The following is a 13,146-nucleotide window of genomic DNA, read 5'->3' as shown; positions in this document are numbered from 1 at the left end:
GGAGGCCGCACCGGTGTCGGTGCGGCCTCCCCCCTTCGTGGGGACGGGCTCGGTCAGAGCGCGTCGATGATCGCGTTGAGCGTCGCGCTCGGGCGCATCGCGGCCGAGGCCTTGTCGGCGTCCGGCTTGTAGTAGCCACCGAGGTCGACGGGCGAGCCCTGCGCGCCGATGAGCTCCTCGTTGATCTTCGCCTCGTTGTCGCCGAGGTCGGCAGCGACCTGGGTGAAGCGCTCCTTGAGCTCCGCGTCGGAGTCCTGGGCCGCCAGCGCCTGCGCCCAGTAGAGGGCGAGGTAGAAGTGGCTGCCGCGGTTGTCGATCGAGCCGAGCTTGCGGGCCGGGCTCTTGTTCTCCTCGAGGAAGGTGGCGATCGCCGTGTCGAGGGTGTCCGCGAGGACCTGCGCCTTGGGGTTGTCGAAGTGCGTGGCGAGGTGCTCGAGGGAGGCGCCCAGCGCGGAGAACTCACCGAGGGAGTCCCAGCGCAGGTAGTCCTCCTTGACGAACTGCTGCACGTGCTTGGGCGCCGAGCCGCCGGCACCGGTCTCGAAGAGACCGCCGCCCGCGAGCAGCGGGACGATCGAGAGCATCTTGGCGCTCGTGCCCAGCTCGAGAATCGGGAAGAGGTCGGTGAGGTAGTCACGCAGGACGTTGCCCGTGACCGAGATGGCGTCCTTGCCGGCGCGGATCTGCTCGAGGCAGAAGGTCACGGCGTCGACGGGCGCGAGGATCTTGATCTCGAGGCCCTCGGTGTCGTGCTGCGGCAGGTACTCCTTGACCTTGGCGATGACCTGCGCGTCGTGGGCGCGGGCCTCGTCGAGGAAGAAGACGGCCGGGGCTCCGGTCGCGCGGGCGCGGGTGACGGCCAGCTTGACCCAGTCCTGGACGGGGATGTCCTTGACCCGGCTCATCCGCCAGATGTCGCCCTGCTCGACGGTGTGCTCGAGGACGACCTCGCCGGCCGAGGTGGTCACGGTGACGGTGCCGGCCGTGGGGATCTCGAAGGTCGTCGGGTGCGAGCCGTACTCCTCCGCCTTCTGCGCCATGAGGCCGACGTTGGGCACGGTGCCGATCGTCGCCGGGTCGAGGGCGCCGTTGCGCTTGTGCTCCTCGAAGACGGCGGCGTACATCGGGCCGTAGGAGCGGTCGGGGATCATCGCGAGGGTCTCCTGCTGGCCACCCTCGGCATTCCACATCTGACCGGAGTCGCGGATGACGACCGGCATCGAGGCGTCGATGATGACGTCGCTCGGGACGTGGAGGTTGGTGATGCCCTTGTCGGAGTCGACCATGGCCAGCGCGGGGCGCTGCTGCGCGAGGGCGTCGATGTCGGCGCGGATCGCGTCGCGGGTCTCGGCCGGCAGCGTGTCGAGCTGGGTGTAGAGCGAGGCCAGGCCGTAGCGCAGGTCGACGTCGGCCTCGCGGAAGGACTCGGCGTGCTTCTCGACGAGGTCGCCGAGCCAGGCGGCGACGCCGTGGCCGAAGAGGATCGGGTCGGAGACCTTCATCATCGTCGCCTTGAGGTGCAGCGACAGGAGCAGCCCCTCGGCCTTGGCCGCCTCGATCTGCGCGTCGTAGAAGGCGCGCAGCGCCGTGGCCGACATGAAGGTCGCGTCGACGATCTCCCCCTTCGTCACCGGGACGGAGTCCTTGAGGACGGTCTCGGTGCCGTCCTGCGCCGTCAGCGTGATCTTCAGGGTGTCGTCGGCGGGGGAGACGATGGACTTCTCGTTGCCGTAGAAGTCGCCCTCGCTCATCGAGGCGACGCGGGCCTTGTTGTCGGCGGTCCACGGGCCGAGCTTGTGCGGGTGCTTCTTCGTGAAGTTCTTGACCGCGAGCGGGGCGCGGCGGTCGGAGTTGCCCTCACGCAGGACGGGGTTGACCGCGGAGCCGAGGACGTTGGCGTAGGCCGCGGCGACCTGCTGCTCCCCGTCGGTGCTCGGGTTGTCCGGGTAGTCCGGCAGGTCGTAGCCCTGACCCTGCAGCTCGGCGATGGCCGCCTTGAGCTGCGGCACGGAGGCCGAGATGTTGGGCAGCTTGATGATGTTGGCCTCGGGCGTCGTGGCCAGCTGGCCGAGACCGGCGAGGTTGTCGGCGACGCGCTGCTCGTCGGTCAGCCGGTCGGGGAACTGGGCGAGGATGCGGCCGGCGAGCGAGATGTCGCTCGTCTCCAGCTCCACACCGGTGCCCGAGGTGAAGCCCTGGACGATCGGGAGCAGCGAGTAGGTGGCGAGTGCCGGCGCCTCGTCGATCTTGGTCCAGACGATCTTCGCGGTCATGTGTGTCCCTCCGTGGGGTGTGGGGTGGGTCTCCCCAGATCCTCCCACGGGCGCGGCCGGTCCCGGTCTTCGGTCCGACGAAGGGGGGTCACCTCCCTTCGTCGTCGTGGACCGGTGGGATCCGAGGTGGGCCGAAGCGGACGAGGCGCAGCTGCTCGATCGTCTCCTCGAGCAGGACCCGGTTGGTCCGCTGGAGGTCGGCGATGATCAGCAGGGCGAAGGAGAAGAGGGCGCCGACGAGCAGTGCCGTGCCGAAGATCAGGGACTGGATGTGGCCGGCCGAGTCGCCCATCGCCGCGAGGACGAGGAAGCGGACGAAGGGGATGAGCCCCAGGACCATGAGCACGGCGCCGACCAGGCCGAAGAAGGCGTGCGGCTTGAACATGATGAAGGAGCGGATGATCGCCGACGCCGACTTGGCCATGTGCTGCCAGATGCTCGAGAAGAGGCGGGACTCGCGGGTCTTGGCATTGGTCACGACGGGGATCGACTCGATCGCCAGGCGCTTGTGGCCGGCCTGGATGATCGTCTCCATGCAGTAGCTGAACTCGGTGACGATGTTCAGCCGCATGAGCGAGGCGGCGGAGTAGGCACGGAAGCCACTCGCGGCGTCGGGCAGATCGGTGCTCGCGGCCCGGTTGACCACGGCCGAGCCGAAGGCCTGCATCCGGCGCTTGAAGGGGGAGAAATGGGCGATCGTCGCCGTCTGCCGGTCGGCGACGACGATGTCGGCCCGCCCCGCGAGGATCGGCGCGACGAGGTCGCCGATCCGCTCCTGCGGGTACTGGTTGTCGCCGTCGGTGTTGACGAGGATGTCGGCGTCGTGGCGCAGCGCGAAGTCGGCACCGTCGCGGAAGGAGCGGGCCAGGCCCAGAGGGCGGCTGTGCCGGATGACGTGGGTGACACCGAGCTCGCGGGCGATCTCCGACGTGCGATCGCTGGACCCGTCGTCGATGACCAGCGTCTCGATGACGTCGACGCCGGGGATCTGCGTCGGGATCGTGGCGAGGACGAGCGGGAGGGTCGTCTCCTCGTCGAGGCAGGGGATCTGCACGATCACCTTCATGGTCTGAGCCTCCGACGCCGTCGCTGCTGGTGGTCGCAGCATCTCAAATCCGAAGGGGGTCTGGCGGCACCGGGTCGACGCGTGCGAGCGCCCCGACGCACGATCTGCGGCACGTGACCGCGGCCACGAAAAAGGATTTTGGTCAAGGTATGGCAAGAATGGTAAGTGAACGGTAATGTCCCTTTTCGAGATCGTGGCCGGGGAGGCCCACGATCCCGGGGCGGAACCACCGCCCCTCGACACTTCGCTGGGGAGGCGAGTCAGTGCACGTGGAGACCTTCATGTTGCTGGGGTGGGCATCGATACCGGTCGTGGCCTACGGGGTGAGCGCAGCGGCCCTGCGCCATTCGCGGCGGCACGCCGTGCAGCAGCCGCGCACCACCGATCCGTCCGCCCGGCTCGAGGAGCTGAGGCGGCGACCCGTCGAAGGGAGTGTGTCCCGGGGACGGATGGCCGAGGCGATCCGACTGGCCGATGGTCCGGTCGCCGCGTCCCTGACCCACCCGCGGGGTTGAGGTGGCCGGCCTGGCGCGTCTGACCACGGACGTCGGCGCTGGTCGGGCGGCCCTGCGGCCGCTGCAGATCCTCCTCGCGGTCAGCGACCTGCTCGTCATCATGTGGGCGACCTTCGGGGCCCAGGTGGTGCGTTTCGGTGTCGATGGTCGCCCGGACGTCGCGGCGAGCGCTGACAGCTTCTCGATCAGCTACACGTGGTTCAGCCTCGCGCTCGTCGCGCTCTGGTGGCTGGCGCTGCGCTTCCACGGTGCCTACGACGTGCACATCCTCGGGCACGGGGCGGCCGAGTACCGCCTCGTCACGACGGCCTCGCTGCAGGTCTTCGCCCTCGTCGCGATGCTCGCCTTCGCCCTCCAGGTCCAGGTGGCGCGCGGCTACATCCTGCTCGCCCTGCCGGCAGGGATCATCGGGCTCTGGGTGTCCCGCAGGGTCTGGCGCACCTGGCTGGGGCACCGCCGGGTCCAGGGCGACCTCAGTCACGACGTCCTCGTCGTCGGTGACGTCGCGACGGTGCGTCATCTCGTCGACAGCTTCGCCAGCGTGCCCGAGGCCGGCTACCGCGTCATCGGCGTGTGCACCGGGTCGAGCGCTGACGAGGTCGCCGAGGTCCCGGTGCTCGGCACCGAGCGCGAGGGGGCGCGCGTCGCCATCGAGCTCGGGGTCGACGTCGTCGCCTGCGCCGATGCGCACGCCCTGGGCACCGGTGGCCTGCGGCGTCTCGGGTGGGCGCTCGAGGGCAGTGGCATCGAGCTCGTCGTCTCGCCGGGGCTCACCGAGATCGCCGGTCCGCGCGTGCTCACCCGCCCGGTCGCCGGTCTGCCGCTGCTGCACGTCGAGGCGCCGACCTTCTCCGGCCCGCGGCTGGTGCTCAAGTCGACGATCGACTGGATCGGTGCCCTGCTGCTGATGCTCCTCTTCTCGCCCCTGCTGCTCGTCGTCGCGGTCCTGGTCAAGCTGTCCGACGGCGGCCCGGTCTTCTTCCGGCAGGAGCGGGTCGGCCTGCACGGCGAGACCTTCCGGATGACGAAGTTTCGCTCGATGACGGTCGACGCCGAGCAGCGCCTCGAGGACGTGCGGCAGCGCACCGCCGCCGAGATCGACCGCGGAGTGCTCTTCAAGCGCCAGGACGACCCCCGGATCACGTCGATCGGCCGCTTCATCCGCCGCTACTCGATCGACGAGCTGCCGCAGCTCTTCGACGTGCTCGCCGGCAAGATGAGCCTCGTCGGCCCCCGCCCGCCGCTGCCCTCGGAGGTCGCCCGCTACGAGGGCGACGTCGGTCGCCGCCTGCTCGTCAAGCCGGGCATGACCGGCCTGTGGCAGATCAACGGCCGCAGCGACCTCACGTGGGAGGAGTCGGTGCGCTTCGACCTCTACTACGTGGAGAACTGGTCGGTGGCGCAGGACCTCATCATCCTGTGGCGCACCCTCCACGCGGTGATCTCCAAGGACGGGGCCTACTGAGGACCCGGCGGGACCGTGCTGGTGGACCTCAGATCCGGCGGACCAGGCCGCGCTCGACGAGCTCCGCGACGAAGGCCTCGATGTCGTCGCGCACCTCCTCCTGCGGGTGCGAGGTGACGTGGGCGACCTCGCCGACGACGTCGGGTGCGCCCTCGGCGACGGCCAGCCAGATGAGTGCCGACATGTCCGGCAGCACCGAGATCGGTCCGGCCGGTACGGGCGCGACGTAGACCACGGGCAGCCCCCACACGTCGCGTGCCTCGGTCCAGGCGATGCCCGGGCTCACGGCGTAGTCGACCCCGGCGATCACTGGGCACCTCCCCGTCGCCACATCTCGACGAGACCCCGGCGCGACCGATCGACGAAGGCCACGGCGACCTCTCGGCGGGAGGGGCGGTGACCCAGCTGCTTGGCGAGGTGGTCGGTGTTGACCAGAGGCGCACGCAGCAGCAGCTGGAGGCGCTGGCGCCGACTGGGCGCAGCAGCGATGCGGGCACGCCACTCACGCAGGCGGCCGTGGTGGGTGACGGCTCGCCAGAGCTCCTTTTCCGCAGAGGGCGGCAGCGCGTCGAGGTCGCCGGTCCCCGCGGCGAAGGCGATCTGGGCGTGCAGCCGGTCGACCTCGTCGAGGATCTCCCGCTGACGCGCCGCGTCCACCCGGTGCCAGACGTGCTCGACGTCGGCAGCGACCTGACCCCCGTGGGGGTTGCGGCCGGCGTGCATGACGAGCACCGCGGCCTGGGCGGCGAGGGAGGGAACCGGGCACTCCACCGCGGCCAGCGTGTGCGACCCGCGCTCGGCCCACAGGTGGTCGAAGGCCTTGCCCGGCGGCAGTCCGATGCCGGGGTAGTGACGATGCACGTCGAGATAGCCCCACTGCTCGTGCCACAGGGTCTGCGAGTGCTCGAAGGGGGAGCTCGTCGAAAAGCGTCCCTCGGCCCGGTAGCCGGCCGCGATGCAGGCCGCCACCAGCGCGTCGACGTGGTCGGGGCGCACGAGCACGTCGGCGTCGGTGGCGAGCCGGTCGGGGTGGGTGAGTGCTGGGTCGAGTGCGTCGCCCTTGATGTGGAGCACGTCGAGGTGGTGCAGGTCGGCGACCCGCTGGATGGCGGCATGACCGAAGAGCGTGCGGATGTCGATCGGGATCTGGGCCTGCCCTGCTTCGTCGTGGCCGGAGACGCGGCCGATGACGTCAGCCATCTCGTTCACCCGGTCCGCCCACGTCGGCACATCGGGATCGGCGCGGTGGGGGAAGGAGTCGCTCGCCGGCAGCCAGCGAGCGACCTCAGCGGCGAAGGCCTCGGCAGGGACGACCCGGCAGCGCTCCCCAGCGGCCTCGCGGAACCCTGCGACCGGGGTGCTCACGACGGGTCGGCCGACGGCGCGGTACTCGTAGAGCTTGATCGGGTCGAGGCTGTCGGTGAATCCGTCGACGACGTGCGGCACGACGAGCACGTCGGCGTGCTGGAGGTAGGCGGGCACCACGCGGCGGTCCTTGGCGCCCAGGCGCACGACTCCGGCAGCGTCGAGTCGGTCGCCCTCGTCGCTGGTCAGGGCGTCGGGTCCGACGAGCACGAGGTGCCCGGTGCCCTCGAGGGCCCGGGCGGTGCCCTCGCAGAGGGCGACGTCGAGACGGTCGGAGTGGAGCGTGCCGAGGTAGAGCGCGACCGGGCCGGCGGGGAGGTCGTCGGGGCGGGCGGTCGGCCGGGTGGTCGCGGCGAGGTCGACCGCATTGGGCACGAGGGTGACCTCGCGCTGGGCGGACTTCGAGGTGACCAAGCCCGTGGAGCAGACGACGACCTCGCGGGCGCCCTCCATGAGTGCGGCTTCCTGGGCGGCCAGCCGCGCCGACGTCGCGGCGTCACGGTCGGCGAGCAGCCAGTCGTCGGTGATGTCGTAGAGGGTCGGCCACCCGGTCCGATCCATGACGAGTGCGCCACGGGGGTCGTTGACCCAGAGCGTGGGCGCGGGCATGCCGAGCTGTCGTGCCGTGTCGGCGACCTGACGTGCCCACCGGTCGTCCTGCCCGGGGTCGACGCGGCGGGGGAGCAGCTTGGTCGGCTCGAGGAGCCACAGCGCGTCGGGATCGATGCCGGGCAGGTGAGGTCCACGACGCAGGCCGCGACCCGGTGCCGGGCGGCCACCGAGACGAGCCGTGTGCAGCGGGTCCCGGCCGGGCTCGACGAAGAGGACACGCAGGTCGGGGTCCTGCTGCAGGAGGCCATGGACCAGGTGCTGGTTGCGCCGCCACACCCGGTCCCACGGCTCGAGGGAGATGACGACGAGGTGGCGACCTGTGGGGTCGGCCTCTCGCGCGGCCCCGGAGCGGGCGGCGAGAGCGTGGCGGTAGACCTCGTCGGTGGCGCTCACCTGGGCGGTGATCGAGAAGGTCTCGCGTTGTCTTGCCCGGAGCGCGCTCCCATAGGTGTCACGCAGCTCGGGGTCGTCGGCAAGCTGTGCCAGGAGCTCGCCGGCGGTCCGCGCATCTCCCGGCGCGAAGAGCGCGGCGCCGTCCGCCCCGCCGACGCTCTCGAGATGACCACCAGCCGCGCTCGCCACGACGGGCAGTCCGCTGGCCATGGCCTCGACCACCGACAGCCCCATCGGCTCGGACGTGGCCGTGGCCAGGAAGAGGCCGGACCTCGCCATGAGTGCGTCGACGTCGTTCCGCCGCCCGAGGAGGTCGACAGATGACTGGATGTCCAGGCGCGCGGACGTCGCCGACAGCGCGTCCCGCAGCGATCCCTCGCCAGCGATGAGAAGCCTCCACCCTCGCGAGGAGAGACCGGACTGTGCGAAGGCGGACAGCGCCACCTCTGTGGCCTTCTCCGCCTCGAGGCGCTGGGCGACGAGCACCACTCGGTCACGCTGTGAGGGAGGGAGGGGCATCGATCGGTCGGGAATCCCAGGGAGGATGACCGTCGAGTCACCATCGACCACCGCGGAGATGTACTCGCTCACAGCGATCTGTGCCGCCACGCGATGCGCGATCGCATGGCTGGCGATCCTCCCGGCCACGGTGTTCCCGCGCGTGGCGGCGAAGTGGCGGGTGGTCACGATCGGCACGTCGCGCGTCACTGGCCAGCTCAGGACGGCAGCAGCCTCGGCGGCGGTCATGTGCGTGTGGATGATCGTCGGGCCGACGCCGGAGACGAGGCGGCGCAGGTGGCGCATGACCTCGAGCGTCGTCCGTGCCGGCAGGAGAGGGATGTCCTGCCGGTCCACGGCGCGGGCCATCAGGTTCGGGTCGCCCCCGATGACCGCTACGTGGTGCCCCTCGTCTCGCTGGGCGGCGGCCAGCCTGGCGACATGCGTCTCGACGCCGGCGAAACCATCGGACCTGATGGCGTGGACGACCCTCATCGTGGCGCCCACCCCTCGGGGACGGGGCGCACCCGGTCGAAGAGCTCGAGGTATGCCCGCGCGACATCGCTCCACGTGTGCTCCAGGGCGGTGCTGCGGGCGGCCCGCGACATCGCCGTCCGGTCGGCGGTGTCTGCGTCGTGCAGCGCCGAGCGGATGGAGCGTGGGTCGGCCTCGACGACGAAGCCGTTGACACCCGACGTGACGACGTCCGGGACGCACCCCGTGGCCGTGGCCACGACGGGCAGCCCGCAGGCCAGCGCCTCGAGGACGACGAGCCCGTAGGACTCGTAGGCGCTCGGGAAGGCCAGGACGTCTCCGGCGGCCAGATGCGGTCTCGGGTCGGGTGTCGATCCCACGGTGTGCAGCCGTGGCCCCAGGGCCCGCCCGTGCTGCGAGTCGCGCAGCCGGCGCACCATGTCGGGCGTGCCACCGACGACGACGAGGTGCCAGTGATCGGGCCCAGCGGCGACCGCGTCGAGGAGTGCGGGCAGGCCCTTGCGCTCGTACTCGTGGCCGATGAAGACGATCGCCAGGTCGTCGTCGGTCAGGCCCATGTCGGCTCGTGCGCGAGCCCTGGCGTCGGGGTTCGCGGGAGTGAAGCGGTCGGTGTCGACTCCGTTGCCGATGATGGTGGTCGGCGGGATGACGCGAGGGTAGAACCGGCGCAGGTCGCGATCGTCGGCAGCGACGAGGTTGACCACGGCTGCGTGGATGTGGCGACTGCCGTAACGGAGGGTGTCGCGCGCGCCGGTGAAGAGGTGGACCGGGTTGCGCACTGTGCGCCACCACCTCGCTCCGCGAGCCTCCATGGCCGCGTGGACGATGCCGTGGTTGACGTAGACATCGCCCACGAGCGCGTCGTTGTGGCAGATGGTGACGACGTCCTCGCGGCCGGCGAGCGCTCGGCGGGCCATGAGCGCGCCGACGAGGGAAAACCAGACGACGTGCACGATGTGGGCGACCTTGGCTGCGAGCCCGCCCTCCGGGGTCGGGATCCAGCCCCCGTGCGCCTCGGTCATCGTGAAGCGCTCGGTGGCGATGCCGAGCTGCTGCCACTCCCGCTCGAGGTTGGCTGCCACGGCAGCGACTCCGCTGCCCTCCTCGATGACAGGAGCGATCTGGATGATGGTCTTCATGCGGCCGGTGCGTCCTCTCCCACGAGAGATCCGCGTGGGGCGGATTCCGCGTCCGCCGACGCCTTGGCACCCAGGCAGATCCCGACGACGGCGAAGGCGAGGGAGATCTGGACGGCCACCCAGAAGAGGTCGAACTGGCCCTGGACGAAGCGGCTGAGGACCGCGACGAAGGCGACGGTGCCGTAGAGCGGCTCCACGCGCCAGAGGATGACGAGGGTCCCGACCATGAGGACGATGAAGCCGGCGAGACCGAGCAGGCCCGCCGAGGTGAGGACCTCCAGCTCGGCATTGGGCGGTTGGAACCGCTCGGCGGCGCGGTCGGTGTACCACCAGCGCAGACCTATGCCCGTGATGGGGCTGCTCAACCACAGGTCCCAGGACTCCGCAAACCAGGTGAGCCGCTGGCTCGTCGAGTTGTGGACGTTGCCGCTTGCCAGCTCGCTGCGCGCGAGCGAGATGACGACCCAGACCGCGGGCACTGCGGCGAGCAGGATCAGCTTCGATCGACGTCGTGCCTGGCCGGAGCTCACGACGATGACACCGACCGCGACGGCCAGGGCGATGATGGCCTGACCGGACTGGCTGAGCAGCACCGCGAGGGTGCACCACCAGAAGAGAGCCGTGGCGATGGCCCGCCGCGGGATGAGCCAAGGGGGAGCGGCGAAGGCCACGGCTGCGACGATGCCGAGGGTCGTGCCCGTGAAGTTCTTGTGCATGGGGTAGGGCCACTGCACGTAGACGGCCTCGAAGGACCCCTGCCCGACGTTGATGACGAACTGGACGACGACCGCCAGGCCGATCAGGCTGGCGACGGTCGCGACGAGCGCCATGGCGGTTCGAGCCCACCCTGCGCGCCCCACACCCCATCCGACGACGAGGGCTCCGCCGGTGAGGAACCAGGCGTGCACCCACTCGACGAGATTGGCGGCGTAGGCGTTGGCGATGACCGTGAAGAGGGTGCTGGCCTGGTAGACCACGGTCAACCACATGAGGTTGCGCATCGACGGGGAGTAGGGGCGAACCCCGAGGAGAGCGGCGGGCAGGACCGCGGCGGCCAGGGCGGCGTCGGACACGGACACGTCGACCCCGCCCAGGTCGAGCCGCGCCACCACCAGCAGCGTGGGCAGGGCCAGCAGCGGGATCACCATCGGGCGGAGGGCGCTGAGCCCGATGGCGAGCACGGCGACGGCGACGACCAGGGCGGGCACGGGCTGGCGCACGGCCGCCGCTCCGACGAGGAGGGCAAGGGCCGCCAGCGCTGCGTAGAGGAGCACGACCGGCAGGCCACGTCCGAGGCGACCCGGTACGGAGGTCACGACGCACGCTCTCGGCGGACGGACTGCTCCAGGCGAAGGGGGCCGCGCACGTAGCGCACGAGCCGCGCCTTGGCGTCGTGGCCCCGCTGGCTACGCAGCACGAGCCAGCGGATGGCCGAGCCGACGATGACCGCCGCGCGCGTGACCGCCCAGCCGGACGCACCGAAGTGCTTGCGGTGGTAGCGCTCCTGCGAGGCGTGGAAGTAGGTCTCGCGCAGCGTCGAGTCGGAGCTCGTGGCGCCGCCGAGGTGCTGGGCGGTGACGGTGGGCACGAGCGCGTGGCGCCACCCGAGGTCGGCGGCACGTCTCGCCCAGTCGGTCTCCTCGGCGTAGAGGAAGAAGGACTCGTCGAGGCCACCGACCTGCTCCAGTGCCTCGGCCCGCAGGAGCAGGACGGACCCGATGACGAAGTCCTCGGCCCGCCGGAGCCGGCCTAGACCGACGGCCTCGACGACCGCGCCCCACGGGGTCGGGAAGGGCCAAGCGACGCGGCCGGGGCGACCCTCGCCGTCGACCTGTCGCGGGCCGACACTGGCCAGCCGCGGGTCGGCGCGAAGGGCGGTGTGCAGCTCGCGGATGCCGGTCTCGCCGATCACCGCGTCGGGGTTGAGCAGGAGCACGTCGGCCCCGGGCGCGGCACGGTCAGCGAGGGCGTGGTTGACGCCGGCTGCGAAGCCACCGTTGCGGCCCGGGTCGAGGTAGCGCACGCCGAGGTCCTCGCAGACCGCGCGCACCTCGGGGTCGGAGGAGTTGTCGACGACCGTGACGGGCAGGTGCGCGATCTGGGTGAGGCTCTCGCGCACCAGATCGGGCCGGTGGTAGGCGACGACGACGACCTCCGGGGGGCCGGTGGGCGCGTCAGGACCGCGCGCCGCCATCTCCTCGTACAGCTCCACGTAGTCCCCGCCGATCACGTCCCAGTCGAACTCGCGCGCACGCGCGATCCCCTCCGAGCGCATTGTGGCCGACAGGTCGGGGTCGGTGCCAGCACGTCCGAGGGCCTCGGCCAGGGCCGCCGGGTCGCCGGGCGGGACGAGCAGGCCGGCGCCGCGCACCACGTCGGGCAGGGCGCCGCTGTCGCTGGCGACGACCGGCGTGCCGCAGGCCATCGCCTCGACGACCACCCGGCCGAACTGCTCGATCCAGCCCGGGGTCGTCAGCGAGGGCACCGCGAGGACGTCGAGCCCGCGGTAGAAGTCGGGCAGGGCCGCCTTGTCGACCGGACCGAGCAGCTCGACGCGGCCCGCGAGGTCGGGGGCCGCCGCCCGTCGGCGCAGGTCCTCCTCCTGAGGGCCCGCGCCCGCGATCGCCACGTGCAGCCGCGCGTCGGCAGCGGCAGCCTCGAGCAGCACGTCGACGCCCTTGTGGGCCGCGAGCCGCCCGGCGTAGCCGACCCGGACGGTTCCGGTGGGCGAAGGGGGCCGCACCGGTCCGGGGGAGAAGGCCTCGGGGTCGATGCCCAGGCCGATGACGACGGCACGACCGCCGAGCCCCTTGCGGGTGACGATCTCGGCCGCCTGCGAGTTGCAGGCGCTCACCGCGGCGGCGTGGCGCAGCGACCAGCGCTCCAGCCAGCGGAAGGGGATCGGGTAGCGCTTGTCGATGTTCTGCGCCGAGTAGAGGCAGTAGGGCGCGCGTGACCGCCTCACGGCCCGCAGCAGCAGGACCTCGGCCGTGGCGAGGGCGAAGGGCTCCTCGTGCAGGTCGAGCACGTCCCAGTCCTGCCCGAGCAGCCGCCACAGGGGGAGGGGGGCGTAGACGAAGAGGGCGGGGTGACGGCCCAGGGTGCGCACACCGACGACGTCCTCGCCCGGACGGGGCTCGAGGGGGACGTCGCGCCCCCCTTCGTCCCAGACCTGCGCCGTGACCGACGTGACCTCGTGGCCGAGGCGGCGCGCGACCCGCTCGCGCTCGCGCCAGGCATCCACGACACCGCTGTGGGAGATCCGCAGGACGCGCACCTTATACACTCCTCGCAGCGGGTGGGGGACGTCACATCGGACCTTACC

The 13,146-nt window shown here is 71.3% G+C and carries 8 protein-coding genes; 1 reads left to right on the top strand and 7 read right to left on the bottom strand.

Translation table 11 applies throughout. From position 1 onward, the window contains the following. Positions 1-53: 53 nt before the first annotated feature. Both ACQBJO_RS12390 and ACQBJO_RS12385 read right to left on the bottom strand, forming a co-directional pair. Positions 54-2,273, bottom strand: a complete 2,220-nt coding sequence (locus ACQBJO_RS12390) for an NADP-dependent isocitrate dehydrogenase (RefSeq protein WP_421007544.1) — start codon at positions 2,271-2,273, stop codon at positions 54-56. An 88-nt stretch (positions 2,274-2,361) separates the two neighbouring features. Next, positions 2,362-3,339: a glycosyltransferase gene (locus ACQBJO_RS12385; RefSeq protein ID WP_255184115.1), complete on the bottom strand. Its 978-nt coding sequence runs from the start codon at positions 3,337-3,339 to the stop codon at positions 2,362-2,364. A 516-nt stretch (positions 3,340-3,855) separates the two neighbouring features. Here ACQBJO_RS12385 and ACQBJO_RS12380 point away from each other — a divergent pair. After that, a complete protein-coding gene (locus tag ACQBJO_RS12380; protein WP_421007542.1) occupies positions 3,856-5,319 on the top strand; it encodes a sugar transferase in 1,464 nt (487 codons plus the stop codon). A gap of 28 nt (positions 5,320-5,347) precedes the next feature. Here the strand turns inward: ACQBJO_RS12380 and ACQBJO_RS12375 are convergent, their stop codons facing one another. Genes ACQBJO_RS12375 through ACQBJO_RS12355 form a run of 5 tightly spaced genes read right to left on the bottom strand, consistent with a single transcriptional unit; the run spans position 5,348 to position 13,098 of the window. Next, positions 5,348-5,629 carry a PqqD family protein gene (locus ACQBJO_RS12375; RefSeq protein ID WP_421007541.1) on the bottom strand — a complete coding sequence of 94 codons (282 nt, stop codon included), beginning with the start codon at positions 5,627-5,629 and terminating at the stop codon, positions 5,348-5,350. Next, entirely contained in the window at positions 5,626-8,682 is a 3,057-nt protein-coding gene (locus tag ACQBJO_RS12370) for a glycosyltransferase (protein WP_421007540.1), read from the bottom strand. The genes ACQBJO_RS12375 and ACQBJO_RS12370 overlap by 4 nt, the downstream gene beginning before the upstream one ends. Continuing rightward, positions 8,679-9,821: a glycosyltransferase family 4 protein gene (locus tag ACQBJO_RS12365; protein ID WP_421007539.1), complete on the bottom strand. Its 1,143-nt coding sequence runs from the start codon at positions 9,819-9,821 to the stop codon at positions 8,679-8,681. The genes ACQBJO_RS12370 and ACQBJO_RS12365 overlap by 4 nt, the downstream gene beginning before the upstream one ends. Next, positions 9,818-11,137, bottom strand: coding sequence for an O-antigen ligase family protein (locus ACQBJO_RS12360; protein ID WP_421007538.1), 1,320 nt, complete (start codon positions 11,135-11,137; stop codon positions 9,818-9,820). Before ACQBJO_RS12360 ends, ACQBJO_RS12365 begins: the two co-directional genes overlap by 4 nt. After that, positions 11,134-13,098 (bottom strand): glycosyltransferase, encoded by a 1,965-nt coding sequence (locus ACQBJO_RS12355; protein WP_421007537.1) that lies wholly within the window; start codon positions 13,096-13,098, stop codon positions 11,134-11,136. The genes ACQBJO_RS12360 and ACQBJO_RS12355 overlap by 4 nt, the downstream gene beginning before the upstream one ends. Between the last annotated feature and the right edge of the window lie 48 nt (positions 13,099-13,146).

This window comes from Janibacter zhangyanbonis (genome assembly GCF_050507325.1).
GTDB lineage: Bacteria > Actinomycetota > Actinomycetes > Actinomycetales > Dermatophilaceae > Janibacter.
The sequence above is the reverse complement of the archived record's forward strand: the minus strand, read 5'-3'. Positions and strand labels throughout refer to the sequence as shown.

Coding starts and splice junctions, on each gene's coding strand:
- ACQBJO_RS12385 (WP_255184115.1), bottom strand. CDS start 3,339: ATGAAGGTGATCGTGCAGATCCCCTGCCTCGACGAGGAGACGACCCTC.
- ACQBJO_RS12365 (WP_421007539.1), bottom strand. CDS start 9,821: ATGAAGACCATCATCCAGATCGCTCCTGTCATCGAGGAGGGCAGCGGA.
- ACQBJO_RS12370 (WP_421007540.1), bottom strand. CDS start 8,682: ATGAGGGTCGTCCACGCCATCAGGTCCGATGGTTTCGCCGGCGTCGAG.
- ACQBJO_RS12390 (WP_421007544.1), bottom strand. CDS start 2,273: ATGACCGCGAAGATCGTCTGGACCAAGATCGACGAGGCGCCGGCACTC.